We start from the raw sequence: 24,569 nt of genomic DNA, 5'->3' as shown, positions 1-24,569 counted from the left end.
AAATCAAACCATCGCCCGGCGGCCCGCGCTTGGATAGGATCGTTCCTGGAGGAGCCCCAATGAAGCACGCCGTCGTCCTCGCCCACCCGAATCCGGCGAGCTTCACCCACGCCAACGCCGCCGCCTACGAAACCGCCGTGCGCGCCCTCGGCCACGAGACGGTGCGCCGGGACCTCTACGCCGCAGGTTTCGACCCCCGGATGCCGGCGCAGGAGATTCCCGGCGCGCCGGATTACCGGATCGCGGAGGAGGTGGCGGCCGAGCGCGCCCTCGTCGCCGAAGCCGACGTCTTCGCCTTCTTCTATCCGTGGTGGTTCAACGCTCCGCCCGCCATCCTCAAGGGCTATGTGGACCGGGTGATGGGGCCGGGCTTCGGCTATGCGCCGGGTCCTTCGGGCGTACAGCCGTTGCTGGCGGGCCGGCGGCTGGTCAGCTTCACCACCTCCGGCGCGCCGGACGCCTGGGTGGCCCAGACCGGGGCGCTCGAGACCCTGAAGCGCGGCTTCGACGCCCATCTTGCCGGGGTCCTGGGCCTGTCGGTCGCAGACCATGTCCACATCGGCGGCGTCGTCGCCAACATGACGCCCGAGGCGGCCGAGGCGCTGCTGGCCGAGACGGCGGACGCGGCGCGGAGGCTGTTCGGCGACGCCTCCGTATGACTACGTAGGGAAGAACCCTTAGGGGACCCTCCCGAATTTTTCGAAGTCCCTCCTGCCCGTAAGCCTTGGGTCAAGCAGGAGGCCCGCATGACCCTCATCCACGCATTCGACGACGTCCGCCCGGCTCCGACCCGGCCCGCCCAACCCGCGCGCCCGGTCGCCGCGAACGACGACATCCTGGCCGGGATCGGCGTGCGGATGACCTTCGCAAAGGACGAAGAGATCTATGGTCAGGGCGAAGACGCCGACCTCGTCTACCGCGTGGTGAGCGGGGTGGTCCGCACCTCCTCCTTCACCGCCGATGGCCGCCGTCAGATCGGCGACTTCTACTATCCGGGCGACACCTTCGGCGTCGAGACCGGCGAAGCCCACCTGATGGCCGCCGAGGCCCTGACCGACTGCGTGGTGATGATCGCCAAGCGCAAGGCGCTGCGCCTGGCCGTCGGCGACGAGCGGGTCCAGGCGATGATCTGGGACGCCACGGTGCGCGAACTGGAGCGGTCGCGCGAGCACCTGCTGCTGCTGGTCCGCAAGACCGCCTGCGAACGGGTGGCGAGCTTCCTGAAGGGCCTGGCCGAACGCGCCGAGGGCGAAACGGTTGAGCTGGCCATGAGCCGCCAGGACATGGCCGACTATCTGGGCCTGACCATCGAGACGGTTTCGCGCATGGTGACCCAGCTGCAGGGCGTCGGCGTGGTGGAGTTCAAGAGCTGCCGTCACTTCCGCGTGCGCGATCGTGCGGCGCTGGAAACCATGGCCGCCAGCTGATCGGACCGGCCATGAGCGGGCTGCACGCGGCGGTGGAAAGCTGGGAGGCTTGGGTCATGGATGACCGGACGCTGAGGGACAAGGTTCAACAGGCCCTGGACTCCGCCGCCGCGCTCGACGCCCGGGCGATCGGCGTGGCGGTGAAGGGCGGCGTCGTCACCTTGACGGGCCACGTTCCGACCTTCGGCCAGCGGCTGGCCGCCGAGCGGGCCGCCCGCGCCGTCGACGGCGTGCGCGCCCTGGCCCAGGAGCTGGAGGTGCGGACTCCGGATCTGACGGCCCAGGCCGACGACGAAGTCGCCGCCCGCCTGGTCCGCGCGCTCGACGCCGACATCGCCGCGCCGGGTCATATGATCAAGGTGCGGGTCGACGAGGGCCACGTGATCCTGACCGGCGAGGTGGAGCACGGCTATCAGCGCGACGCCGTCGAAAGGTGCGTGCGTGGCGAGAAGGGCGTGCGCCGGCTGACGAACCACATTGTGGTGCGGCCGAGAGCCACCGCCCCCGACCTGACGGCGCGGATCGAGGAAGCCTTCGTGCGCCAGGCGCGTACCGACGCCGCGCCCGTGCAGGTCGTCGTCGAGGACGGTCAGGTGCGGCTGGAGGGCCGCGTGCGGGCCGCCTTCCAGCGCGAGATCGCCGAACTGGCGGTGCGCGCCGCGCCCGGCGTGGCCGGCGTCGACAACCGCATCCACGTCGAGCCCTGATCCCAAGCCCCCGAAGGAGGCGCGCCCCGTGTCCGTCAAGAGCATCCTCGTCCACGCCGAGCCCGGCGACCGCTGCGAGGCGCGGCTGGCCTGCGCCGCCGACCTCGCCCGCCGCTTCGACGCGATCCTGATGGGGGTGGGCGCCCAGCAGCTGCAATCGGCCGCCGTCTTCGACCCCTTCGGCATGCTGGCCGCGGAGTTCCACACGGCGCTGGCCGAGCAGCTTCAGGCCGACCTCACCAGCGCCGAGGAGAGCTTCCGCCGCCATGCCGCCGGCCTCAAGGCCGAGTGGCGGGCGGTCGCCGAAACGCCGACCTCCGCCGTCGCGCGCACCGCCCGTGGGGCGGACCTGATCGTCGCCGGCGGCGCGCCGCTGGAGATGGTGGACGTCTTCAAGTCGCTGGACGTGGCCGAGCTGGCCATCACGGCGGGACGCCCGGTGCTAGTGGCGCCGCCCGAGGCGCGGAGCCTCAAGGGCGAGGGCGTGGTGGTGGCCTGGAAGGACACGCGAGAGGCTCGGCGCGCCTTGGCCGACGCCCTGCCCTTCCTCAAGGCCGCCGAGCGGGTGGTGGTGCTGGAGGTCTGCGACGCCGACCGGGTCGACGCCGCCACCCTGCATACCGAGGAGGTTGTCGCCCATCTGGGCCGCCACGGCGTGCGGGCGACGCCGATGGTGCTCGCGGCGCCGGACGATCAGGTCGTCACCGAACTGCAAGCCCAGGCCGAGGCCATCGAAGCCGACCTGATCGTCTCCGGCTGCTATGGTCACAGCCGGCTGAAGGAATGGGCGTTCGGCGGCGTCACCAAGGACCTGTTGCGGCGCCCCGAGCGTTTCGTGCTGCTGAGCCACTGAACGGGCCTCGACGTTTGCGCGCCGCTCCGGCGCGAAGCCGCAGGAGCAAGCATGACCACGCGCAATCTCGACGCGCTGTTCCACCCGCAGGCCATCGCCCTCGTTGGGGCGAGCAATGCGCCGGGCTCGGTGGGCCAGGTGCTGTCGCGCAACCTGCTGGAAAGCGGCTTTGCCGGACCGGTCCTGCCGGTGACCTTGCGGGCCAAGGCGATCCGCTCGGCCATCGCCTACGCCTCGGTCGGCGACCTGCCGCTGGTTCCGGACCTGGCGGTGATCGCCACGCCGGCGCCGACGGTTCCGGGCCTGATCGCCGAGCTGGGGGCCAAGGGGTGCCGGGCCGCGGTGGTGATCACCGCCGGCGTGAACGGGCCGCTGCGCCAGGCGATGCTGGACGCGGCCCGGCCGCACCTGCTGCGCGTGATGGGCCCCAACTGCCTGGGATTCATCTCGCCGCCCCAGGGGATAAACGCCAGTTTCGCCCACCTGACGCCGGCCCCCGGCGGCCTGGCCCTGGTTTCGCAATCGGGCGCGGTGGCCGCCGCAGCCATCGACTGGGCCCAGGCGCGCGGCATCGGCTTTTCGCACATCCTCTCGATCGGCGACGCCGCCGACGTCGATTTCGGCGACCTCCTGGACTACCTGGCGCTCGACGCCCAGACCCACGGGATCCTGCTCTATGTGGAGAGCCTGACCGACGCGCGGAAGTTCCTGACCGCCGGCCGGATCGCCGCCCGCACCAAACCGGTCGTGGTGGTGAAGGCCGGGCGCGGCGCCTCCGGAGCGAAGGCGGCCTTTTCCCACACGGGAGCCCTGGCGGGTTCCGACCTAGCCTATGACGCGGCCTTCCGGCGGGCGGGCATGCTGCGGGTGGGCGAGCTGCGCGAGCTGTTCGACGCCGCCTCGGCCCTGGCCGCGGGTCTGCGGGTCGGCGGCGACCGGTTGGCGGTGCTGACCAACGGCGGCGGGGCCGGCGTAATGGCCGCCGACGCGCTGGAGGCGCGCGGCGGTCGGCTGGCGGAGCTCTCGCCGGCGACCCTGGAGGCGCTGGACGCCATGTCGCCGGCCAACTGGTCGCGGGGCAATCCGGTGGACATCCTGGGCGACGCGCGCGCCCACCTCTACGCCCGTTCGCTGGAAGTCCTGCTGGGCGATGCGGCGGCCGACGCCATACTGGTGATGAACTGCCCCACCGCCGTGGTCGACAGCACCGAGGCCGCCGACGCGGTGGTGGAGACCCTGAAGGCCCACCGCTATCACCGCCCCGTCCTCGCCGCGTGGCTCGGACAGAGCGCCGTGGCCGAGGGCCGCCGCCGGCTGGCCGCTGCCGGAGCGCCGGCCTACGAAACGCCCGACGAGGCGGTGCGCGCCTTCATGCACCTCGTCGATCACCGCCGGAACCAGGCCGCCCTGATGCGGACGCCCGCGGCCGAACCCGACGCCCCCGACCGCGCCGCCGCGCGGGCCGTGGTGGCCCAGGCCCAGGCCTCGGGCCGCCGGGTGCTGACCGATCCGGAGGCCCGCGCCCTCTTGCGCGCCTATGGCGTGCCCACGGTGGAGAGCCTGGAGGTCGAGACGCCGGAAGCCGCCGCTGAGGCGGCGCGGCGCTTTGGCCGGGCCGTCGCCCTGAAGATCCTGTCCCAGGACATCAGCCACAAGTCCGACGTCGGCGGCGTGGCCCTGGGCCTGACAGATCCCGAGTCCGTCGCCGCTGAGGCCCAGGCCATGTTGGACCGGGTGCGGGCCGCCCGGCCGGAGGCGCGCATCCAGGGCTTCGTGGTGCAACCGATGATCCGCCGGCCGCACGCTCAGGAACTGCTGGCCGGTGTGGCCCAGGACCCTACTTTCGGCCCTCTGGTGGCGTTCGGCGCCGGCGGGATCGGGGTGGAGGTGACGCCGGACCGCGTGGTCGGTCTGCCGCCGCTCGACGAAGTGCTGGCCAAGGACATGGTCGGGCGCACGCGGGTCTCGCGCCTGCTGGCGGGCTATCGCGACCGCGCGCCGGCGAATCTCGACGCCGTGGCGGCCGTGCTGATCGCGCTCGCGCGCCTGGCGGTGGATACGCCGGAGATCGCCGAGCTGGACATCAACCCGCTGCTGGCCGACGTCGACGGGGTGCTGGCTCTGGACGCCCGGATCTCCCTGCGGCCCGAGGGCGAACCGCCGGCGCGGACGGCGATCATTCCCTATCCCGAGGGCCTCTCGCGGGTGCTGGAGGTGGGCGGCGAGCCCCTGACCCTCCGCCCCGTCCGCCCCCAGGACGGGCCGCTGCTGGCCGAGATGGTGGAGAAGAGCGCGCCTGAAGACGTGCGCCTGAGGTTCCGCTCCGGTTTCCGCACCCTGCCGCCCGGCTGGGCCGAACGGCTGTCGCAGATCGACTACGACCGGGAAATGGCGCTGGTGGCGGAGGATCCCGGCGGGGCGGTGGTGGGGGTTTCGCGGCTGGCCTGCGACCCTGAGGGCGAATCCGGGGAGTTCGCCCTGATGGTGCGCAGCGACCATCAGGAGCGGGGCCTGGGCCGCGTCCTGCTGGGCGCGATCCTGGATCACGCCGAGGCGCGGGGCCTGGGCTCGGTCTGGGGCGATGTCGCCCGCGAGAACAAGCGGATGCTGGAGATGGCCCGGAGTTTCGGCTTCGAACGCCGGCCGGCCGAGGAATTCGAACGCGTGCGGGTGGTGAAGACCTTCTCCGCTCCGCCGCCGACATGAGGCGCCCGCCCCTTGCCCCGATCCGGCTTCACCTCTAACCCGCCAGACGCCATGCCGAGCCGCGCCATCGACGAGGATCAATCCACCCGCCTTCCGCGCCAGGCGCCGATAAGGCCGGCCTATGCCTACCTGGCGGCGGCGCTCCTGATCGGGGCCCTCATGCTGCTGCACCAGATGCTGGGGCCGATCTTCGGCGGCCGGGTGGTGTTCCTGGTGCTGGTGCCGGGCGTGATCGCGGCGGCGGCGGTGGGCGGGGCCGGCCCAGCCCTGGCGGCCACGGCGCTGGGCCTGGTGGTCGCCCTAGGGCTGCACTGGAACGACATCGTGGGAGACCCGGCCAATCTGACGGCCGCTCTGCTGTTCGCGGCGATCGGGGTCGCCCTGGCGGTGGGCGGGTGGCGGATGCGCCGGGGCGGTCTGGAGAACCAGGAGGCCCTGAACCACCTGGCTGAGCGCGAGGCGCACCTGCGTTCGATCCTGGCGACGGTGCCCGACGCCATGGTGGTGATCGACGAGCGCGGCGTCATGCAATCTTTCAGCGCCGCGGCCGAGCGCCTGTTCGGCTGGTCGGCGGAGGAGGCCATTGGCCGCAACGTCTCCATGCTGATGCCCTCCCCTTACCGCGAGGCGCACGACAGCTATCTGGAACGCTACCTGCGCACGGGCGAGCGCCGGATCATCGGCATTGGCCGGGTGGTGGTGGGCGAGCGGCGCGACGGCTCGACCTTCCCCATGGAGCTGGCCGTGGGCGAGATGAAGACCGACCGGCGGTTCTTCACCGGCTTCATCCGTGACCTGACCGAGCGCCAGGCCACCGAGCGGCGCCTGCAGGACATGCAGTCGGAACTGGTCCACGTCTCGCGCCTGACGGCCATGGGCGAGATGGCCTCGGCCCTGGCGCACGAGCTCAACCAGCCGCTGTCGGCCATCGCCAACTATGTGAAGGGCACGGTGCGGCTGCTCGAGACCCCCGAGCCCGACCGGGAGACGATCCGCACGGCGCTCGCCAACGCCGGCGACCAGGCCCTACGGGCGGGCCAGATCATCCGCCGTCTGCGCGACTTCGTCTCCAAGGGCGAAGCCGAGCGGCGCATCGAAAGCCTGCCGAAACTGTTGGAGGAAGCCGGGGCGCTCGCCATGATCGGCGCCAAGGAACGTGGGGTGCGCCTGCGTTTCGACCTCGATCCCGAGGTCGATCTCGTGCTGGCCGACAAGGTGCAGATCCAGCAGGTGGTGCTGAACCTCATGCGCAACGGCATCGACGCCATGGAGAACGCCGCCGTACGCGACCTCACCGTCTCGGCGCGACCCGCCTCCGGCGACATGGTGGAGATCGCCGTGGCCGACACGGGCTCGGGCATCGGGCCGGAGGTGGCCAGCCAGCTCTTCCAGCCCTTCATCACCACCAAGGCCCAGGGCATGGGGGTGGGTCTGTCGATTTCGCGTACGATCGTGGAAGCGCATGGTGGGCGAATCTGGTTCGAATCCCATCCCGGCGGCGGATCGGTCTTCCGGTTCACGCTGCGCGGCGTAAAGGAGGGCGACCTTGCCGGAGACGACTGAGCCGGTCGTGCACGTCATCGACGACGACGAGGCCATGCGGGATTCGCTGGCCTTCCTGCTGACCACTTCGGGCCTGACGCCCAAGACATACGAGTCGGCGCACGCGTTCCTGGACGCCCTGCCCGAGATCGAGCCTGGCTGCATCGTCACCGATGTGCGGATGCCCGACATGAGCGGCCTCGAACTCTCCCGCCGCCTGAAAGAGCTGAACGTCCCGCATCCGATCATCGTGATCACCGGCCATGGCGACGTACCGCTGGCGGTGGAGGCGATGAAGGCCGGGGTGGTCGATTTCCTGGAGAAGCCGTTCGACGACGACGCCATGCTGGGGGCGATCCGCTCGGCCCTGACCGAAGGCGCGCAAACCAGCCACGCGCAGGAGGAACGCCGGAAGTTCGAGGCCATGCTGGCCGCCCTGTCCCCGCGCGAGACCGACGTCCTGCGCGGCGTCATCGCCGGCAAGCAGAACAAGGTCATCGCCTACGAGCTCGGGATCAGCGCCCGCACGGTGGAGGTCTACCGCGCCAACGTCATGACCAAGACCGGCGCGGCCAGCCTGTCGGAACTGGTGCGCATGGCGCTGCTGGCGGGGTTCTGAGGCGAAAGAGACCGCCCTACTTCGTCAGCATCTCCCGCATGTCCGGCAGACTGGTCAGCCAGATGGCCAGCTGATCGTCCAGGCCAGTATCGGTCACGCCGGGGGCTGAGGCGACGTCCTGACGGAAGAACAGATGCCCTTCGTCGCTGCGCATGGCGGTGGTGAACCGGTGCTGCAGGTTCCACGCGTTGACCGCCTCGAAAGCCACCGTCTGCTCCTCGGCGCCGAACAGGGCGAATTGCAGGGACGCGCAGCGCGGGCCTTTGCAGTCCAGAAGGAAGACCACGAAGTTCAGCCCTTCGGCCGACGAGAGCAGGAACTCCGACCCGTCATCGTCCTTCATGACCTCTGCGCGCAGGCCGGCGTCCTGCAGCCACCGTTGGACTTCCGCCACGGTCATGCCGTCCTTGTGAAGGTCCTTAGCCTGCGCCGCGCCCGCCACGCACAAGGCCGCGGCCACCGCGAGGATCGTCCTGAACATGAGCGCCCCCAGCGAACAAAGCCGGAACTTAGCTCGATCGCCGCGCGCGGGCAAGGTGCAGCCTCAGGGCGAGGATCTGCCGCGCTCCACGTTCCCCTCCCCCTGCGGGGTCAGGTCGATGGCCAGCAGCCGGACCGGCCCTTCGCTCAGCACCTGGCCCTCGTGCCATTGGCCGCGGGGTTCGACGATCAGGTCGCCGGCGGAAAATTCCTGGCTCGTGCCGGTCTCGAGATTGTCCAGCCGGATGCGGCCTTCCAGCACATAGACGAGCCGCTGGTGCGGGTGCCGGTGGCGGACCACTTTGCCGCCGGGCGGGATGGCGGTCTCGGTCGCCGCGACCTGCAACGGCTCTTGAGGAGCCAGGATCGGCTGGCCGCCCTGGGTCTCGTGGAACATCCCGATCGCGCGCGGCGGCGGCACGGCTTGGGCGGCGGCCGGCGCCGCGGCCAAGGTCAGCGCGGCGGACAGCCACGCCAGGGGAAACGCGTTCGTCTTGCGGTCGCGTGGCATCCGGGCTACCGTTCCTCCATCAAACTCGTCTGGTTCGGCCTGACTTCGATGCGTCGCTCCGACGCTCCGAACCTGTTCCCCGGCCGTCGCGAACTTTGATCCGTCGCTCGAAAGCCGGGTTGCGGGGAATATCTATCCAAGGACGAACAGATCTATGTCTACCGGCACCGTGAAATGGTTCAACGGCACCAAGGGTTTTGGCTTCATTCAACCTGACGAAGGCGGCCCGGACGTGTTCGTGCACATCTCGGCCGTGGAACGCGCCGGCCTGCGCACGCTCAACGAAGGCCAGAAGGTCACCTACGACCTCGAACAGGACCGCCGCAGCGGCAAGATGGCTGCGGGCAACCTGCAAGTCTAGGAACGAACCTCGGTTCGTTTCGGAAGGGCCGGCGGAGACGCCGGCCCTTTTTCGTTACGGCGGTCCGCTCCCTCCTCAGACGCGGCCCACATCTCCGCCGTAGAGGGCCAAGGCCCAGGCCGGCAGATCGTTCGCGACCTCCACCGCCCGCCCGCCTGCGAAGGTGATCAGCCGCCGCGGCGGCTGACCCAGGCGGCTGTTGTCGAACACGAAGGCGCGGTCCGCCGCCAGCGCCGCCTCGCGGATCAGCGGCTGATTGCGCATGTACCGCGCACGGATCCGGTCCTCCGGAACACCATGACCTCCCTCCGACCGCCGAGCGTGGACCCGCCGGACCGCATGCTCGGGATCGCGGACGTTCACGTGATAGAGGATCACGCGGTATCCGGCGGCCAGGGCGTCGCGCACAAAATCCACTTTCGACGGATGGGAGAAGGTGGATTCCATGACGAAACCGGTCCGGGACTCCATCAGCGCCTCGCGCCGGGCCTCCGCCGCCCTCCGCCCGTATTCCGACTCCGCCGCCGTCGTCGCCGGGTGGCCGAAGCGCGCCAGGGCGAGTTGATCGGCGTTGACGAACTCCGCATCCGTCAGCCTTCGAAGTTGCAACTCATAGAAGGAGGTCTTTCCCGCCCCGTTGGGTCCCGCGATCACGTGCAGGACAGGCGGTGCGGTGGGGGCCGCCACCGATCAGCCGATCGGCTCAAGGCCTCCGGCCTTTCGCTCCACGAGCCGCCCCTGCGCGTCGTCGCCCACAGCGCCGGCCTTACCGCCCAACTTGGCGTAGCCCTCGCGCACCTCCGCCGCAGGCCGGTCGAACATTTCTCCCAGCTCGTCGAGCACCGCGTCCTGTTCGAGCAGGGACAGCGATTCCAGCTTCAGCTCGCCTCGCAGCGCCTCGCGCACCCGTTCGATGGAAAAGCCCTGGGCGTTCTCGATGGCCCGGCCCAAACGGGCCCAATGCTCGATCTGTCCGCCGACGGAGCGCTGCAGGAGTTCCGCCTCGCGCCGGGCTTCGCTGACCAGGGCGCGGTTCAGTTTCACGGAGGCGAAATTGCTGGCGGTCATGAAAGACTCCATCGGAGGTGTCAAAATGCCACCTTCGGGCGCCCGATGCAAGCTCGGCCACGCGTCGCGACTCGTCGCCATCGCCGCTTGCGCCCGCACGACTCCCTCTCTAAACGGGCGCCTTAACCTGCAATATGACCGGCGGCGGCGCGCGAGTTCGCGCGGCGGCCTTCGCGCGCGAACGGATAAGATGCCCAAACGCACCGACATCTCCTCGATCCTGATCATCGGCGCCGGCCCGATCGTCATCGGCCAGGCGTGCGAGTTCGACTATTCCGGGGTCCAGGCCTGCAAGGCGTTGCGCGCCGAGGGCTACCGCATCGTGCTGGTCAATTCGAACCCGGCCACGATCATGACCGATCCGGACGTGGCCGACGCCACCTATGTGGAGCCGATCACGCCGGAGATGGTCGAGAAGATCATCGCCAAGGAGCGCCCGGACGCCCTCCTGCCGACCATGGGCGGCCAGACGGCCCTGAACACGGCCTTGGCCCTCGAAAGCGCGGGCGTGCTGGCCAAGTACGGAGTCGAGATGATCGGCGCCAAGGCCGAGGTCATCGACAAGGCCGAGGACCGCCAGAAATTCCGCGACGCCATGGACAAGCTGGGCCTGGAGAGCCCGCGGTCAAAGGCCGCCCACACCCTCGAGGAGGCGATGGAAGGCCTGGAGTTCGTCGGCCTGCCGGCGATCATCCGGCCGTCCTTCACGCTCGCCGGCACCGGCGGCGGCATCGCCTACAACGTCGAGGAGTTCAAGGAGATCGTCGAGCGCGGCCTCGACCTCTCGCCCACGACCGAGGTGCTGATCGAGGAAAGCGTGCTCGGCTGGAAGGAGTTCGAGATGGAGGTGGTCCGCGACAAGGCGGACAACTGCATCATCGTCTGCTCCATCGAGAACATCGACCCGATGGGGGTGCACACCGGCGACTCCGTCACCGTCGCCCCGGCCCTGACGCTGACGGACAAGGAATACCAGCGCATGCGCGCGGCCTCGATCGCCGTGCTGCGCGAGATCGGGGTGGAGACCGGCGGCTCCAACGTGCAGTTCGCGGTCAATCCCAAGGACGGCCGCATGGTCGTCATCGAGATGAACCCGCGGGTGTCGCGCTCCTCCGCCCTGGCCTCCAAGGCCACCGGCTTCCCGATCGCCAAGGTCGCCGCGCGCCTGGCCGTGGGCTACACGCTCGACGAGCTTATGAACGACATCACCGGCGCGACGCCCGCCTCGTTCGAGCCGTCCATCGATTACGTCGTCACCAAGATTCCGCGCTTCGCCTTCGAGAAGTATCCGGGCTCGGAGCCCTACCTCACCACCTCCATGAAGTCGGTGGGCGAGGTGATGGCCATCGGCCGCACCTTCGCCGAAAGCCTGCAGAAGGCCTTACGGGGGCTCGAGACGGGCCTTGCCGGCCTCGACGAGATCGCCATCGAGGGCGCCGAGGATCCCGAGACCGGCCACGCCGCCATCGTCCGCGCGCTGGGCACGCCCACACCCGATCGCCTGCTGGTCATCGCCCAGGCCTTCCGCCACGGACTTTCCGTCGAAGAGGTCGCCGCAGCCTGCGCCTATGAGCCCTGGTTCCTGCGCCAGATCGAGGCGCTGGTCCGGACCGAGGAGAAGGTCCGCAAGAACGGCCTGCCGGCCACGGCGCACGAGTTCCGGGCGCTGAAGGCCCAGGGCTTCTCCGACGCCCGCCTGGCCAAGCTGACCCACACCACCGAGGCCGAGGTGCGCGAGCAGCGCCGGGCTCACGGCGTGCGTCCGGTCTTCAAGCGCATCGACACCTGCGCCGGCGAATTCCGGGCGGAGACGCCCTACATGTATTCCACCTACGAGACCGGCGCGCTCGGCCAGCGGCCCGATTGCGAGAGCGACCCGTCCGACCGCAGGAAGGCGATCATCCTCGGCGGCGGGCCGAACCGCATCGGCCAGGGGATCGAGTTCGACTACTGTTGCTGCCATGCGGCGTTCGCCCTCGACGAGATCGGCGTTGAGTCGATCATGGTCAACTGCAACCCAGAGACCGTCTCCACCGACTATGACACCTCCGATCGCCTCTATTTCGAGCCGCTGACCGCCGAGGACGTGCTGGAGCTGATCAAGGTCGAGCAGACCCGTGGCGAGCTGCTGGGCGTGATCGTCCAGTTCGGCGGCCAGACCCCGCTGAAATTAGCCGAGGCCCTGGAGGCCGCCGGCGTTCCGATCCTCGGGACCACTCCAGACGCCATCGACCTGGCCGAGGACCGCGAGCGCTTCCAGCAGCTCCTGCAGAAGCTGAAGATCGCCCAGCCGGTCAACGCCATCGCCCGATCCGCCGAGGAAGCCTTCGAGGCGGTGCACAAGGTCGGCTATCCGGTGGTGATCCGCCCCTCCTATGTGCTGGGCGGGCGCGCCATGGAGATCGTCCGCGACGACGAGCAGCTCGACCGCTACATCCGCACCGCCGTGCAGGTGTCCGGCGACAGCCCGGTGCTGATCGACCAGTATCTCAGCCGCGCCACCGAGGTGGACGTCGACGCCCTCTGCGACGCCGACGGCGAGGTCTTCGTGGCTGGGGTCATGGAGCATATCGAGGAGGCCGGGGTGCATTCCGGCGACTCCGCCTGTTCCCTGCCGCCCTTCTCGCTGAAGCCGGAGACGATCGAGGAACTGAAGCGCCAGACCGAGGCCATGGCCAAGGCGCTGGAAGTGCGCGGCCTGATGAACGTGCAGTTCGCCATCGAGGAGCCGCAGTCGGACAATCCGCGGATCTACGTGCTGGAGGTCAATCCGCGCGCCAGCCGCACCGTGCCCTTCGTCGCCAAGACCATCGGCAAGCCCCTGGCGGCCATCGCCGCCAAGGTGATGGCGGGCGAGAAGCTCGCCAGCTTCGGCCTGGTCGAAACCCCTTATGACCACGTCGCAGTGAAGGAAGCGGTCTTCCCGTTCGCCCGCTTCGCCGGCGTCGACACGGTGCTGGGGCCGGAGATGCGCTCCACCGGCGAGGTGATGGGCCTGGACTGGATCCGCCCCGGCGAGAGCGCCGCGCCCGCCTTCGCCCGCGCCTTCGCCAAGAGCCAGTTGGGCGGCGGGGTGAATCTGCCCAAGACGGGCTGCGTCTTCGTCTCGGTGAAGGATTCCGACAAGCCCTGGATCGTCGAGCCGGTGCGCATCCTCCTGGACCTGGGCTTCAAGGTGCTCGCCACCGGCGGCACCGCGGCCTATCTGGGCGAGCAGGGCCTGGCCGTGGAGCACGTCAAGAAGGTGCTGGAGGGCCGTCCCCATATCGTCGACGCCATGAAGAACGGCGAGGTGCAGCTGGTCTTCAACACCACCGAAGGCAAGCAGTCGCTTTCCGACTCCTTCGAGATCCGCCGCACGGCCCTGATGATGAAGACCCCCTACTTCACCACCGCCGCCGGCGCCTTGGCCGCCGCCCAGGCGATCGCCGCGACGGTGGAGGACACCTTGGACGTCCGCCCGCTGCAGAGCTACGCGTAGCGGCGGCGAAGCTCCGCACGCCGTCGTGAGGCGGCGTGCTTACGAGTTTGATTGACCAAGGTTCTTTTCGGGCGCACGCTCTTCCAGTCGCCTTGCTTCGGCAGGCGCGGAAACGGGCGCGATCCGGCGGCCCCTGATGACCAGCCGGAGGGCCCGCACGGGCGCCTGTCGCAGTCTGGCGGAGGACTAGTCCTCTAGAACAGTATGCGAAGGGAAAGCCATGCAAACCGGACACCACGAGGGTGAAGTCCACCACAAGAACAGACACCTCCTCGAGCGCTTCGAGGGCTATACGGACCTGTTGGTGGTGGCGCTCATCGTTCTGCTCGGCGCAGCCATGTTGATCGGCCTCTTGACCGCCAACGGCAAGGTGACTTGGTAAGCGTCTAAACCGAACCGCGAGCTACAGCGGCCGCGCCAAGACGAGGTCGTCGTACTCGTTGGAGCCGACACGGAACTTTCTGACGCCCGCCTCGGCATAGCCTTGGCGGGCGTAGAAGGCGATTGCGCGGGAGTTCCCGCCGAACACGCCCAGCAGCATGCGGGTGAAGCCGGTTTTTGCGGCCTTATCCATGGCCGTCGTCATCAGCCGCGCCCCTAGGCCCGAGCCGTGGAAGCGGTTGAGCAGATAGATGCGCTTCAGTTCGATATCCTTCTCGCCGGTCGGCACGGGCAGGTCCGGCGGAGTCAGGGCTGCATAGCCCACCGGCGCCCCGCCCTCCTCGGCCTCCGCCAGCCACAGGGAGTAGCCGCGTCGGGTCAGCCAATCCGCATAGAGCCCTTCGCTATGCTCCGTCCGGCAATGGGCGAGGATGTCCGCCCCAGGCAGCACGCCGGCATAGGTCTCAAGGAAGGTCGCCGCGCCGACCAGCGCCAAGGCCTGTTCGTCTCCCGCCTCGCAGCGCCGGATGCGAATGTCCATGTCAGCGTCTCCCGTTCCGAATCCCCAAAACCGGCTGAGGCTGGCCTCGAACGTGGGCTTAAGCTAGGCGTATGGCTCAACTAAACGCCGATCACCAAGCGGGGGAGGACATCAAATGGCGGGACGAGTCGAGGGCAAGGTGGCGCTGGTCACCGGCGGCGCCAGCGGAATCGGGCGCGGTTGTGCGGAGAAGCTGGCGAAGGAAGGCGCTGCGGTCCTGGTCACCGACCTGCAGGACGCGATGGGCGAGGAGGTCGCCGCCGCCATTCGCTCCGCCGGCGGCAAGGCCGCCTACCGCCACCACGATGTCACCTCCGAGGAAGCCTGGATCGAGGCGGTCGCCGCGGCGAAGTCGGAGTTCGGCCGCCTCGACATCCTCGTCAACAACGCCGGCATCGGCATCGGCGGCTCGGTGCTGGACATGACGCTCGCCGACTTCCGTCGCCAGGTGGCGGTCAATGTCGACGGCGTCTTCCTGGGCGTGAAGCACGCCATCCCGCTGATGCGCCAGGGCGGAGGCGGCTCGATCATCAACATGTCTTCGGTTGCCGGGCTGAAGGGCGCGGCGATCCTGGCGGGCTATTGCGCCACCAAGGGCGCGGTGCGGCTCTTCACCAAGGCTGTCGCCCTGGAATGCGCCAACGCCAAGGACGGGATCCGCGTCAATTCCGTCCATCCCGGCATCATCGAGACCCCGATCTGGGACACCATCGTCGGAACCGGCGAGCCCGGCGACAATGCACGCCCTCCCCGCCCGCAGATGCTGGACGCCATGAGCCTGGAAGGCGTGCCTCTGGGCGTGAAGGGCTATCCCGAGGACATCGCCAACGGCGTCCTCTGGCTGGCTTCCGACGAGAGCCGCTATGTCACGGGGGCGGAGTTGGTGATCGACGGCGGGCTCTCGGTGAAATAACAACCCGGGCCATGAGCGCTGTCCTGCACGTCGTCTTCGGCCCGCCCGGCGCGGGCAAATCCACCTACGCCCGGGAGATCGCCCGCCGCGAGCCGGCGGTCGCCTTCCTGATCGACGAGTGGATGGCCCGCCTCTATGCCGCCGACATGCCCGAGCCTGTCGAGCTCGACTGGATGATGGCGCGGGTCGAGCGCTGCGAGGCCCAGATCTGGTCCACCGCCGCGGCGGTGCTGGCGACGGGAACCTCGGTGGTCCTGGACCTCGGCCTCATGCGCCGGGCCGACCGCGCCCGGGTGGCCGAGATCGCCGAGGCCGTGGAGCTGCCGCTGCAGTTCCATTTCGTGACCGCCCCGCGCGAGGTCCGCCGCGAGCGCGTGCTGGCCCGCGGCGAGGTGCGCACCGAGGCCTTCGTCGCCGCGGCGGGCCCGGAGATGTTCGACTTCGCCGAGGGCGTCTTCGAAGCTCCCGACGCGGCCGAATTGGAAGGCTGCGTGATTTCGCAGAGCGCCTGAGTTCAGACCAGCTCCACGGCCATGGCCGTGGCCTCGCCGCCGCCGATGCAGAGGCTGGCGACGCCCTTCCTGCCGCCGCGGGCCTCCAGGGCGGCCAGCAGGGTGGCCAGGATCCGCGCGCCGGAGGCGCCGATCGGGTGGCCAAGCGCGCAGGCGCCGCCGTTGACGTTCAGCCGCTCGCGCTCGATCCCCAGCTCCCGCTCGGCGATCATGGCGACCACGGCGAAGGCCTCGTTGACCTCGAACAGGTCCACATCGGCGACGCTCCAGCCGGCCTTCTTCAGCGCCTTCTGGACGGCCGGGACGGGCGCGGTGGTGAAGAGGCCGGGCTCGTGGGCGTGGGCGGCGTGGGAGACGACGCGGGCCACCACCTTCAGCCCCAGTTTCTCAGCCACCGAGGCCCGCGTCATGACAAGGGCCGCAGCCCCGTCGGAAATCGAGGAGGCGTTGGCCGCCGTGATCGCCCCGTCCTTGCCGAAGGCGGGCTTGAGCGTCGGGATCTTGGCCGGGTCGGCCTTGGCCGGCTGCTCGTCGGCGGCGACGGTTTCGGTCCCCTTGCGGGTGGTCACCTCGACCGGGACGATTTCACGCGAGAAGGCGCCGCTTTCCGTGGCCTGCTTGGCGCGGTTGAGCGACGAGATGGCGTACTCGTCCATCGCCTCGCGGGTGAACTGGTAGGCCCGGGCCGTCTCGTCGGCGAAGGAGCCCATCAGGCGGCCGGGCTCGTAGGCGTCCTCCAGACCGTCCAGATACATGTGGTCGAAGGCGGTGTCGTGGCCGATGCGGGCGCCGCCGCGGTGCTTCTGCAAGAGGTACGGGGCGTTGGTCATGCTCTCCATGCCGCCCGCCACGATCACGTCGGCGCTGCCGGCGGCGAGCGCGTCATGGGCCAGCATGGCGGCCATCATCCCGGAGCCGCACATCTTGTTGACGGTGACCGCCTCCACCGACTTGGGCAGGCCGCCGCCCAGGGCTGCCTGGCGAGCCGGCGCCTGGCCAAGCCCCGCCGGCAGGACGCAGCCCATGACGATCTGCTCCACCTGGTCGGGCGCGACGCCGGCGCGCTCCACCGCCGCCCGCACCGCCGCGGCGCCGAGTTCGGTGGCCTTCATGGGGCTCAGCACGCCTTGGAAACCGCCCATCGGGGTGCGGGCGTAGGACGCGATGACGACGGGATCGGCGGACATGCTGCAGTCTCCACGAACGGGTGTCTTTCCGCCTCATGTGCGCCGCAGCATGACGCCGCGCAAGGCGCCCCAACGTCAGCCGGCGGCGCGGACCGTGCGCTCGATGAAGCCGCCGCCCAGCACCCGGTCCGGATCCTCGGGCGCGTAGAGCACGCAGGCCTGGCCGGGCGCCACGCCCTCCTCCGGGGCGTCCAGGGCGACGCCCGGCGCGCCATCGAGGACAGCGAGGCGCCCGGGAACCGGTTCGCGGGTGGAGCGCACCCGCGCCAGCACCGGCCGGCCGGCCGCGGCCTCCAGGCTCTGGCCCTCGCCCAGCCAGTTGGTCTCCTTGAGCGTGAGCGCCGAGGTCAGCAGGGCCTCGCGAGGGCCCACGACCACTTGGCGGGCGTCGGCGTCGATACGGACGACGAACAGCGGGTCGCCCACCGCCACGTTCAGGCCCCGGCGCTGGCCGATCGTGTAACGGGTCACCCCCTCGTGGCGGCCCAGCACCCGGCCGTCGAGGTGGACGATGTCGCCCGGCTCGGCGCCGTGCGGCCGCAGCCGGTCGATCACCGTGGTGTAGCGGCCTTCCGGCACGAAGCAGATGTCCTGGCTGTCGGGCTTGTCGGCCACGGCCAGGCCCAGTTCGGCGGCCACACGCCGCACTTCCGACTTCGGCAAGCCGCCCAGCGGAAAGCGCAGGAAGTCCAGCTGCTCGCGCGTGGTGGCGAACAGGAAGTAGGACTGGTCCCGCGTGGGATCGGCCGCCCGCCGCAGTTCCGGGCCGCCGGGCCCGACCGTGCGACGCACATAGTGGCCGGTGGCCATGGCTTCCGCGCCCAGGTCGCGGGCGACATCCAGCAGGTCGCGGAACTTGACCGTCTGGTTGCAGCGCACGCAGGGGATCGGCGTCTCGCCCCGCAGATAAGCGTCGGCGAAGTCCTCGATGACCTGCTGCTTGAAGCGGCTTTCGTAGTCGAGGACGTAGTGCGGGATGTTCAGGGCGTCAGCGGCGGTGCGGGCGTCGTGGATATCCTGGCCCGCGCAGCAGGCGCCCTTCTTCTGGATCGCCGCGCCGTGGTCGTAGAGCTGCAGGGTCACGCCCACCACGTCGTAGCCGGCGCGCGCCAGCAGCGCGGCGGTGACGGTGGAGTCCACCCCGCCGGACATGGCCGCGACCACCCGCGCGCCGGCGGGCAGGCCCACGGCGGTCTTGGCGGCTTCCACTGCGATGTCGGCGAACGGGGCGTTCATGGGGCGCTATGTAGCGTTTCGGGATCGGCTTTGCGAGCCGCCGCGCCTTCTTGAAGAGTCGGGAACTCGACGCTCAAGACGACACGAAATCATGATCCCCCCGCCCGGCGTTTTCGCCTATCATGCGAAAAGAAGCGGTGAGTATACGGCGGCGTCTCCGCGCTGCCCTGACGCGCCCCCCAAACACGACTCCGGAAAGGAGGGGCTCATGAATTCGTACCGCCTCTATGTACTGAGCCCGCAGGAACGGGTCGCCGATGCGCGGGAAGCCATCTATCCCGACGACAACACTGCGCTGGCCCACGCCGAGGCCCTGAAGCAAAATAATTACGCCGTCGAGGTCTGGGCGGGCGAGCGCCTCGTCGCCCGTCTGGGCGAGGAGTTCAGGATCTGAGCGGCGCCTCTATTTGAGGAAGTTCAGAAGCGAGCTTTCCTTCAGGCTCAGGAAGACCTGGGTGGAGGCCTGCACGGAGAGCGTCGCCTGTTCCAGGAAGGTGGCGGCCTCGGCCATGTCCGCATCGGTGATGTCGGAGATCATGCCGATAAGGCTGTCGCGGCGGGCGATCAGGTCGGTGCGAACCGACTCCACCCGCGCCTGGACCATGCCGTTGCGGGCGGTCTTGTCGACCATGTCGCTGTGCAGCTTGCTCCAGGTCTCGAGCTCCCCCTGGATGAAGTCACGTTGCGCGTCCGTGAGCGTGCCGCCGAACGGCCCATCCGGCCCCTCCTGGAAGGCCTGGATGGTCTGGTAGGCGGTCAGCAGCTGGGTCCCGATGTCGTTGGCCAGGATCCCGGCTTTGACCAGGGTGCCGTCGTCCACCTTGTGCTCGGCGAGAAAGGCGTCGTTCTGGAAGAAATCGGCGATCACGGCCGGCGGTGCGGTCAGCTGCGCCAGCGACTCCGCCGTGACCGGGAGAGTGTCGATCTTGCCGCCGGCGAACAGGTATTTGCCGCCATAGCGGGCGTTCATGCCGCTCACCGCGTTGCGGAACAGCGCCTCGACCTCCTGCATCAGGGTGTCGGTGCGGCCGGTGGCCAGCGCCTCCTCCAGCGCCGTCTTGGTGGCCGCGGCGGCGTCGGAGATCTGGTTGAGCGCGAAATCCTGGGTGGTCAGCTTGTCGGCGATCAGCTTGTTCTGCTCGAGGAAACCGCTCAGCCGCGTCTCCACCGAGCGCATGGCGGTCAGCATCTCGGCGTTGCGCGAGAAAGCCTTCAGGTCCGACCCCTTCTTCTGGGTCGCCACCATGGTTCCGGCGTCCAGCTGGCGCTTCTGCGCGGCCAGCAGGTTGGCGAGCACGACGCTGTAGTTGGCGACGGTCGAGACGCGGGTCATCGCAATCCCCCTCAGATCATGTTCACCAGGACGTCGAACAGCTCCTTGGCCGCCTGGATCATGCGGGCCGAAGCGTTGAAGGCCTGTTGATAAGTGGTCAGCCGCACCAGTTCCTCGTCGAGGTTCACGCCCTCGAAGGACTGGCGGCGGGCGACAGCTTCGCTAGCGACGGATTCGGCGCTCTGCTTGCGGGTGTCGGCCGCCTGGGCCTGGCGGCCGATGGAGCCGCCGAACTCCGACGCATAGCGGCTGAGCGTCATGTTCACCGCGCCCAGGGCCCCGGCGGCGCGGAAGCTGGTGGCGACGTCGCCGGCCGCGGCCAGCAGTCGCGCTCCGCGCCCGTCGCCGGCGGTGACCGCCGGCTGCCCCGCGGCGACGGAAAGGTCGAGCGTCGCCAGGCCTAGGCGCATGGGGTCGGAATTGATGGTCGGATCGACCTTCAAAAGGCCGACGCGCGAGGAACGTTCGGTCACGCCCAGGCCGAAGAGCTGGCTGATCGAGGGTCCGCCCGCGCCGCGCTGGGTCAGGTCGCTGGTGACCGAGAGCGTGGCGTTCACCGGCGGATTGCCGGAGAAGGACAGCGCCCCTCTGGAGTCCAGGGTGAACTGGCCATAGGTGCCGACGCCCGGCGAGGTGGAGTTCAGCTCGGCCAGCAGGTCGGCCATGGTGCCGCCCGCCGGAACGGTGACGGTGACGTCCCGGATCGGCTTGCCGTCGGCCTGGGCGAGGCGGAAGGTGATGGTCTGGCCCGCGGTGAAGCCGTGCGGATCGGCGGCCGCCAGCCCCGTCTCGTAGCTGATCATCCCGTCGGAGCGGATCAGGTCGTTCAGCCCGAAGAAGTGGGAGAAGGCGCGGCCGGCCTTCATCGAGGTGCCTTCGGAGATCGCGACGCCGTTCCCGGCGCCGGTCGCCTGGAGGCTCAGCACGCCGTTGTTGAAGCTGGCGGTGGCCGCCCCGCCGAGCGCGCCGTTCAGGTCGGCGAGGAAGCTCGCGCCGGCGAAGGGAGCGCCGGGCGGCGTCATGGTCATGGCGTCGAAATCGATCTCGACCTGGGTCTGGACGACGCCGGCGGAATCGACCACCGCCACGGTGGTCCGGCCCGTGAAGCCGGAAAGCGCGGTCTCCAGGTCCAGGCCGGTATTGCGGCCGGTCAGGGTGTTGGGGGCCGGGGCGGCGGTGGAGGCGTTGTGGGCGGCGTTGATCCGCTCGGCCGCACGGGTCATGAACTCCGCAAGCTGATCGGCCAGGCCCGGAAGCACGTCGTCGCGAAGGTCCAGCAGTCCGCGGACTTCGCCGCCGGAGATCTGGATCGGCTGGGAGAAGCCGATCCCGTTGATCGGCTCCACCGCGATGTAGCCCTTGGTGGTGGCGGTGCGGTTGTAGCTGAGCTTGGCGGCCTGGCCGTCGCCGGCCAGCAGGACGCCCTCGGTCGAGCGGATCGTCACCCCGCCGGTGGATTTGCCGGTGACGTTGATATTGATGAGGGTCGCCAGCTCATCGATGAGCTGGCTCTGGATGTTCTCGGCGCCCGAGGCGTCGGCGTTGCTCACCTTGGCGCGGCTGATGTCGACGTTCAGCCGGTTGATCTGGTCGAGGAGCTGGTTGACTCGTTCGACGCCGGCGGAGATCTGGGCGTCGACCGTTCCGCCGAGGCTGGCGAGCTGGGTGTCTATGCGCGAGGCCTCGGAGAGGAAGTCCTCGATATTGGAGAGCGCCTGGCCGCGCAGCAGCGAGGAGGACGGATCATCCGCCGCCGCTGCGAAGGCCGCGAAGATGTCGTCCAGCCGCTTGAAGAAGAAGTTGTCGGTTGAGGGGTTTCCGAACAGGCCCTGGGCGTTGTCCAGATATTGCGAGACCGCGCTCCAGCGGCGGGCGTCCGAGGTGGAGGAGAGCGTCGCCAGCTGCAGGTACTGATCGGACACCCGCTTGACGCCCGAGACCTCGACGCCCATGCCGACGCCGCCCACCATCAGCTGGGCCTGATCGACCACCTTGCGGACGTAGCCGGGGGTGTTGACGTTGGCGATGTTGTCCGAGGTCGTGCGCAGGGCGATCTGCGCCGCGGTCAGTCCGGACGAGGCGGTCTTGAGCGTTGCGGTCAGGGACACGGATTAACCCTCAGCTCGGCAAAGCCTGACGCGACCCGGCGAAATCTGCCGGGACGATGGTGAACATGCGCGCAAGGAGCGTCGGAAAAGTCCTTTGTTTTCAAAGCCGACATCTCGGGCTCCCTGGGCGTCGCCGATCTGAGGCGCAAGAGCGGCGCCAGCGTTCGAAAGGCGGAACCCGCCACCCGCCCGGCTCGGCAAGGGACGCCCCATCCGGCGCCGGGCGCCCGGCAAAAAGCTCCGCGGCTGGCCCTGGCCGAAAAGGTAGTGCGGCGAGAGTTTCACATGTTTTTCAAATGGTTATCTGAAATGCCGGCGTCTGGCGCGGAGGTTGCTGAGCCCCCTCCGAATGGCCCGGGCGCAGGACGCGCCGCGTTCGCTTCCGCCTCCGAGCACCCTTTCGATGACCGCTCCGCTTCTCAACCTGCAGTTCGCCGCCCCCGCGTCGCCGGGGACGAACGCCCTGGGCGCTGCGCCCGAAGGCGAGGCTGCGGGCGGCTTCGAGGCTCTGATGGCCGCCCTGCTGGACGGCGAGACGCCGGCGGATGACGCGGCGCCTTCGACTGAAGAGCCGGCCTCCTCCGCCGAACCGACCGGCGACACCTTGCCGGCGGTGGATACGGCCGCCATCGCCGCCGCCTTCGTTCCGCCGCCTCCGCCCGGTGCGGCCGGCGTGGAGCCGGAGGGCGAGACGGCCGAGCCGACCGACGCGGTCCCCGCCGAGGGCCACGCGGAGGCCAAGGCCCGGCCTCAGCCGCCCGGCTCCGAGATCGCCGCCCTGGCCTCCGGTCGGACCGCCCCGCCCAAGGGCGAAACCGACGACGTCGAGGCCGAACCGTCGGCGGCCAAGCCGACGCCGCCCGGACTTGAAAAGCCGCGCGAAGCGCAGCTGACGCCGGCGGCCGAACACGCCCAGGCGCGCGGGAACCCGCCGGCCCATGCCGCCGCGGCTCAGTCTCCGGCGCCCGCCCCGACGGCCCCGACCGCCCCCCCGGCGGAGGCTGCCCCCGAACCCGACGCGCCGGTCCAGGATGACGCCCCCGCGACAAGCACGCCGTCCCTCGAGGCGGACGCGGAGGCCGAGACGGCGAGCCCCGACCTCCGTGCGCGTGTCGCCGGTTCGGCGGGCGAGGAGCCGCGAGCGCAGCGCCCGGCCGCTTCGCCGACCCCGGCCGCGCCCCCGGCCGCACAGGCCGGCGTAAACCCGAGCCCCCGCGCCGCCGATCCCGCGAAGGCCGCCGAGCCGACCGCCAAGCCCGAGGCCGTCACCGCCGCCGCCCCCAAGGCCGAGTCCGAGCCGGTCGCCGAGAAGTCCGAGACGGCCTCCGCCACAGCCGGCGCCGCAGGACCGAGCCATCGGGCGGCCGCCCCGGCGCACGAGCCGCCCGCTCCGGTCCGCGGCTCGCCTGAGACGGTGGCCAACCTGGCGGCCCAGATCGTCAAGAAGCTGGAGGCCCGCACCACCCGGTTCGACGTCCAGCTGCGTCCGGCGGGTCTGGGCCAGGTGAACGTCGCCGTCGAGATCGGGGCGCACGGGCGGCTAGTGGCGGCGCTGACCTTCGACAACTCCCACGCCGCGGCGGAGCTGCGCGGCCGCAGCGGCGACCTGCAACGGGCGCTGGAGCAGGCTGGGTTCGACCTCTCCAACGGGAGCCTGACCTTCGACGTCGCCGGCGACCGCGGCCAGGGCCGGGGCGACATGCACCAGCAGTTCCACGACGGCGCCTCGCGCGGGCGGGCGTTCCACGCCCTGCTCGACACTGCGGGCGAAGCCGCAGAGGCCGCGGCCACAGCGGCGCTGGCCTATCGCAGCCGGCCCGCCGACGGCGTGGACATCCGGGTCTAGGAGAGCGCCATGGCCGTCACTCCCGTTTCGTCGTCGGCCTCCGACACCGGCCGCACCCGGCTCATCGAGAGCTACGACACCTTCATGAAGCTGCTGACGGCGCAGATCCAGAACCAGGATCCGCTGAAGCCGATGGACTCCACCCAGTTCACCCAGCAGCTGGTCCAGATGACGGGCGTGGAGCAGCAGCTGCTGACCAACGACCTGCTGGAGAAGCTGATCCAGAACACCAGTTCCGGCATCCAGACCGCCGTCAGCCTGCTGGGGCGGGAGGTCCGCGCGGTCCACGACACCGCCAAGCTGCAGAACGGCAAGGCCGAGTGGTCCTACAAGCTGGGCGCCAACGCCAGCGACGTGACCCTGGAGGTCCTGGACGAGTACGGCCGCGTGGTCCGCACCGTGAAACCGACCGAGAACGGCGCGGGGGACCACACCTTCACCTGGGACGGCAAGGACCTGCTGGGCGCCCAGCGCCAGAACGGCGGAACCTACACCCTGCGGGTGACAGCCAAGGACTCCACCGGAGCGGCGGTCAGCGCCACGCCCTTCGTCAAGGGCTTGGTGACCGGCGTCGAGCAGACCGACGGCAAGACCCTGATCACCGTGAACGGCGTCCAGATCGGCTGGGAGAAGGTCACCTCCATCTCCGATGTGAAGGCCGCCGAGAACGAGCCGCCCGCCAACGACGATGAGGACGAACCGTCCTCCCAACAATCCGCCTAGGGATCGGCCGCACATGCGGACGCCCGACAAGAGA

General features: G+C 69.8%; 24 protein-coding genes. 15 read left to right on the top strand and 9 right to left on the bottom strand.

The features are described from left to right. Positions 1-59: 59 nt before the first annotated feature. The 7 genes from ACK41C_RS19165 (at position 60) to fixJ (ending at position 7,854) form a co-directional block, all read left to right on the top strand. Positions 60-659 (top strand): NAD(P)H-dependent oxidoreductase, encoded by a 600-nt coding sequence (locus tag ACK41C_RS19165; protein WP_409657817.1) that lies wholly within the window; start codon positions 60-62, stop codon positions 657-659. 87 nt (positions 660-746) lie between these two features. Beyond that, entirely contained in the window at positions 747-1,427 is a 681-nt protein-coding gene (locus ACK41C_RS19160; RefSeq protein WP_409657814.1) for a helix-turn-helix domain-containing protein, read from the top strand. An 11-nt stretch (positions 1,428-1,438) separates the two neighbouring features. After that, positions 1,439-2,134, top strand: a complete 696-nt coding sequence (locus tag ACK41C_RS19155) for a BON domain-containing protein (protein WP_409657812.1) — start codon at positions 1,439-1,441, stop codon at positions 2,132-2,134. 28 nt (positions 2,135-2,162) lie between these two features. After that, entirely contained in the window at positions 2,163-2,987 is an 825-nt protein-coding gene (locus ACK41C_RS19150) for a universal stress protein (RefSeq protein WP_409657810.1), read from the top strand. Positions 2,988-3,038: 51 nt separating this feature from the next. Next, positions 3,039-5,693: a GNAT family N-acetyltransferase gene (locus tag ACK41C_RS19145; RefSeq protein WP_409657807.1), complete on the top strand. Its 2,655-nt coding sequence runs from the start codon at positions 3,039-3,041 to the stop codon at positions 5,691-5,693. 159 nt (positions 5,694-5,852) lie between these two features. Continuing rightward, positions 5,853-7,256, top strand: a complete 1,404-nt coding sequence (locus tag ACK41C_RS19140; protein WP_409658003.1) for a sensor histidine kinase — start codon at positions 5,853-5,855, stop codon at positions 7,254-7,256. A gap of 34 nt (positions 7,257-7,290) precedes the next feature. Beyond that, positions 7,291-7,854 carry a response regulator FixJ gene (gene fixJ, locus ACK41C_RS19135; RefSeq protein ID WP_409658000.1) on the top strand — a complete coding sequence of 188 codons (564 nt, stop codon included), beginning with the start codon at positions 7,291-7,293 and terminating at the stop codon, positions 7,852-7,854. A 16-nt stretch (positions 7,855-7,870) separates the two neighbouring features. On the opposite strand, the gene ACK41C_RS19130 is transcribed toward fixJ, so the two are convergent. Further along, positions 7,871-8,335, bottom strand: coding sequence for a YbjN domain-containing protein (locus tag ACK41C_RS19130; protein WP_409657804.1), 465 nt, complete (start codon positions 8,333-8,335; stop codon positions 7,871-7,873). Positions 8,336-8,398: 63 nt separating this feature from the next. Further along, positions 8,399-8,845 carry a cupin domain-containing protein gene (locus ACK41C_RS19125; RefSeq protein ID WP_409657801.1) on the bottom strand — a complete coding sequence of 149 codons (447 nt, stop codon included), beginning with the start codon at positions 8,843-8,845 and terminating at the stop codon, positions 8,399-8,401. A gap of 154 nt (positions 8,846-8,999) precedes the next feature. Between ACK41C_RS19125 and ACK41C_RS19120 the strand changes: the two genes are divergently transcribed. Continuing rightward, complete coding sequence (locus ACK41C_RS19120; protein ID WP_409657799.1) at positions 9,000-9,206, top strand: cold-shock protein; 207 nt, start codon at positions 9,000-9,002, stop codon at positions 9,204-9,206. A 75-nt stretch (positions 9,207-9,281) separates the two neighbouring features. On the opposite strand, the gene ACK41C_RS19115 is transcribed toward ACK41C_RS19120, so the two are convergent. Together ACK41C_RS19115 and ACK41C_RS19110 are read right to left on the bottom strand one after the other, a co-directional pair. Beyond that, on the bottom strand, positions 9,282-9,893 hold the full coding sequence (locus ACK41C_RS19115; RefSeq protein WP_409657796.1) for a zeta toxin family protein: 612 nt from the start codon (positions 9,891-9,893) through the stop codon (positions 9,282-9,284). A 3-nt stretch (positions 9,894-9,896) separates the two neighbouring features. Beyond that, positions 9,897-10,274: a TA system antitoxin ParD family protein gene (locus ACK41C_RS19110; protein WP_409657792.1), complete on the bottom strand. Its 378-nt coding sequence runs from the start codon at positions 10,272-10,274 to the stop codon at positions 9,897-9,899. Between the two features lie 190 nt (positions 10,275-10,464). On the opposite strand from ACK41C_RS19110, the gene carB reads away from it, so the two are divergent. Together carB and ACK41C_RS19100 are read left to right on the top strand one after the other, a co-directional pair. Then, the gene (gene carB, locus ACK41C_RS19105) at positions 10,465-13,755 is read left to right on the top strand and encodes a carbamoyl-phosphate synthase large subunit (RefSeq protein ID WP_409657789.1); all 3,291 of its coding nucleotides are present in this window, start codon (positions 10,465-10,467) and stop codon (positions 13,753-13,755) included. Positions 13,756-13,975: 220 nt separating this feature from the next. Next, positions 13,976-14,137 carry a hypothetical protein gene (locus tag ACK41C_RS19100; RefSeq protein ID WP_409657786.1) on the top strand — a complete coding sequence of 54 codons (162 nt, stop codon included), beginning with the start codon at positions 13,976-13,978 and terminating at the stop codon, positions 14,135-14,137. A gap of 21 nt (positions 14,138-14,158) precedes the next feature. On the opposite strand, the gene ACK41C_RS19095 is transcribed toward ACK41C_RS19100, so the two are convergent. Further along, positions 14,159-14,677 (bottom strand): N-acetyltransferase family protein, encoded by a 519-nt coding sequence (locus ACK41C_RS19095; RefSeq protein WP_409657783.1) that lies wholly within the window; start codon positions 14,675-14,677, stop codon positions 14,159-14,161. Positions 14,678-14,792: 115 nt separating this feature from the next. Here ACK41C_RS19095 and ACK41C_RS19090 point away from each other — a divergent pair, with 115 nt between their 5' ends. Together ACK41C_RS19090 and ACK41C_RS19085 are read left to right on the top strand one after the other, a co-directional pair. Further along, positions 14,793-15,590 (top strand): SDR family NAD(P)-dependent oxidoreductase, encoded by a 798-nt coding sequence (locus ACK41C_RS19090; protein ID WP_409657781.1) that lies wholly within the window; start codon positions 14,793-14,795, stop codon positions 15,588-15,590. 11 nt (positions 15,591-15,601) lie between these two features. Then, a complete protein-coding gene (locus ACK41C_RS19085) occupies positions 15,602-16,102 on the top strand; it encodes an AAA family ATPase (protein WP_409657778.1) in 501 nt (166 codons plus the stop codon). Positions 16,103-16,104: 2 nt separating this feature from the next. On the opposite strand, the gene ACK41C_RS19080 is transcribed toward ACK41C_RS19085, so the two are convergent. Next, positions 16,105-17,289: an acetyl-CoA C-acyltransferase gene (locus ACK41C_RS19080; RefSeq protein WP_409657775.1), complete on the bottom strand. Its 1,185-nt coding sequence runs from the start codon at positions 17,287-17,289 to the stop codon at positions 16,105-16,107. 75 nt (positions 17,290-17,364) lie between these two features. Next, complete coding sequence (gene mnmA, locus ACK41C_RS19075; RefSeq protein ID WP_409657772.1) at positions 17,365-18,525, bottom strand: tRNA 2-thiouridine(34) synthase MnmA; 1,161 nt, start codon at positions 18,523-18,525, stop codon at positions 17,365-17,367. 208 nt (positions 18,526-18,733) lie between these two features. On the opposite strand from mnmA, the gene ACK41C_RS19070 reads away from it, so the two are divergent. Continuing rightward, positions 18,734-18,919 carry a hypothetical protein gene (locus ACK41C_RS19070; protein ID WP_409657769.1) on the top strand — a complete coding sequence of 62 codons (186 nt, stop codon included), beginning with the start codon at positions 18,734-18,736 and terminating at the stop codon, positions 18,917-18,919. Between the two features lie 9 nt (positions 18,920-18,928). Here the strand turns inward: ACK41C_RS19070 and ACK41C_RS19065 are convergent, their stop codons facing one another. Next, complete coding sequence (locus tag ACK41C_RS19065) at positions 18,929-19,858, bottom strand: flagellin (RefSeq protein WP_409657766.1); 930 nt, start codon at positions 19,856-19,858, stop codon at positions 18,929-18,931. An 11-nt stretch (positions 19,859-19,869) separates the two neighbouring features. After that, positions 19,870-21,966 (bottom strand): flagellar hook-associated protein FlgK, encoded by a 2,097-nt coding sequence (flgK, locus tag ACK41C_RS19060; protein ID WP_409657763.1) that lies wholly within the window; start codon positions 21,964-21,966, stop codon positions 19,870-19,872. A gap of 403 nt (positions 21,967-22,369) precedes the next feature. On the opposite strand from flgK, the gene ACK41C_RS19055 reads away from it, so the two are divergent. Together ACK41C_RS19055 and ACK41C_RS19050 are read left to right on the top strand one after the other, a co-directional pair. Further along, positions 22,370-23,812 (top strand): flagellar hook-length control protein FliK, encoded by a 1,443-nt coding sequence (locus ACK41C_RS19055; protein WP_409657760.1) that lies wholly within the window; start codon positions 22,370-22,372, stop codon positions 23,810-23,812. Positions 23,813-23,821: 9 nt separating this feature from the next. Next, positions 23,822-24,535, top strand: coding sequence for a flagellar hook assembly protein FlgD (locus tag ACK41C_RS19050; RefSeq protein WP_409657757.1), 714 nt, complete (start codon positions 23,822-23,824; stop codon positions 24,533-24,535). Positions 24,536-24,569: the final 34 nt, after the last annotated feature.

Source organism: Phenylobacterium sp. (assembly GCF_046290725.1).
In the GTDB taxonomy this organism is placed as follows: Bacteria; Pseudomonadota; Alphaproteobacteria; order Caulobacterales; family Caulobacteraceae; genus Phenylobacterium.
Note: the sequence above shows the minus strand (reverse complement) of the source record. Positions and strands in the feature narration are given on the sequence as shown.

What these genes read in the sequence shown, in the direction of transcription:
- mnmA (WP_409657772.1), bottom strand. Translation starts at nt 18,525, where the DNA reads ATGAACGCCCCGTTCGCCGACATCGCAGTGGAAGCCGCCAAGACCGCC.
- ACK41C_RS19085 (WP_409657778.1), top strand. Translation starts at nt 15,602, where the DNA reads ATGAGCGCTGTCCTGCACGTCGTCTTCGGCCCGCCCGGCGCGGGCAAA.
- fixJ (WP_409658000.1), top strand. Translation starts at nt 7,291, where the DNA reads ATGCGGGATTCGCTGGCCTTCCTGCTGACCACTTCGGGCCTGACGCCC.
- ACK41C_RS19120 (WP_409657799.1), top strand. Translation starts at nt 9,000, where the DNA reads ATGTCTACCGGCACCGTGAAATGGTTCAACGGCACCAAGGGTTTTGGC.
- carB (WP_409657789.1), top strand. Translation starts at nt 10,465, where the DNA reads ATGCCCAAACGCACCGACATCTCCTCGATCCTGATCATCGGCGCCGGC.
- ACK41C_RS19095 (WP_409657783.1), bottom strand. Translation starts at nt 14,677, where the DNA reads ATGGACATTCGCATCCGGCGCTGCGAGGCGGGAGACGAACAGGCCTTG.
- ACK41C_RS19160 (WP_409657814.1), top strand. Translation starts at nt 747, where the DNA reads ATGACCCTCATCCACGCATTCGACGACGTCCGCCCGGCTCCGACCCGG.
- ACK41C_RS19110 (WP_409657792.1), bottom strand. Translation starts at nt 10,274, where the DNA reads ATGACCGCCAGCAATTTCGCCTCCGTGAAACTGAACCGCGCCCTGGTC.
- ACK41C_RS19125 (WP_409657801.1), bottom strand. Translation starts at nt 8,845, where the DNA reads ATGCCACGCGACCGCAAGACGAACGCGTTTCCCCTGGCGTGGCTGTCC.
- ACK41C_RS19070 (WP_409657769.1), top strand. Translation starts at nt 18,734, where the DNA reads ATGAATTCGTACCGCCTCTATGTACTGAGCCCGCAGGAACGGGTCGCC.
- ACK41C_RS19100 (WP_409657786.1), top strand. Translation starts at nt 13,976, where the DNA reads ATGCAAACCGGACACCACGAGGGTGAAGTCCACCACAAGAACAGACAC.
- ACK41C_RS19055 (WP_409657760.1), top strand. Translation starts at nt 22,370, where the DNA reads ATGACCGCTCCGCTTCTCAACCTGCAGTTCGCCGCCCCCGCGTCGCCG.
- ACK41C_RS19050 (WP_409657757.1), top strand. Translation starts at nt 23,822, where the DNA reads ATGGCCGTCACTCCCGTTTCGTCGTCGGCCTCCGACACCGGCCGCACC.
- ACK41C_RS19140 (WP_409658003.1), top strand. Translation starts at nt 5,853, where the DNA reads ATGCTGCTGCACCAGATGCTGGGGCCGATCTTCGGCGGCCGGGTGGTG.
- ACK41C_RS19080 (WP_409657775.1), bottom strand. Translation starts at nt 17,289, where the DNA reads ATGTCCGCCGATCCCGTCGTCATCGCGTCCTACGCCCGCACCCCGATG.
- ACK41C_RS19065 (WP_409657766.1), bottom strand. Translation starts at nt 19,858, where the DNA reads ATGACCCGCGTCTCGACCGTCGCCAACTACAGCGTCGTGCTCGCCAAC.
- ACK41C_RS19090 (WP_409657781.1), top strand. Translation starts at nt 14,793, where the DNA reads ATGGCGGGACGAGTCGAGGGCAAGGTGGCGCTGGTCACCGGCGGCGCC.
- ACK41C_RS19165 (WP_409657817.1), top strand. Translation starts at nt 60, where the DNA reads ATGAAGCACGCCGTCGTCCTCGCCCACCCGAATCCGGCGAGCTTCACC.
- ACK41C_RS19145 (WP_409657807.1), top strand. Translation starts at nt 3,039, where the DNA reads ATGACCACGCGCAATCTCGACGCGCTGTTCCACCCGCAGGCCATCGCC.
- ACK41C_RS19130 (WP_409657804.1), bottom strand. Translation starts at nt 8,335, where the DNA reads ATGTTCAGGACGATCCTCGCGGTGGCCGCGGCCTTGTGCGTGGCGGGC.
- ACK41C_RS19155 (WP_409657812.1), top strand. Translation starts at nt 1,439, where the DNA reads ATGAGCGGGCTGCACGCGGCGGTGGAAAGCTGGGAGGCTTGGGTCATG.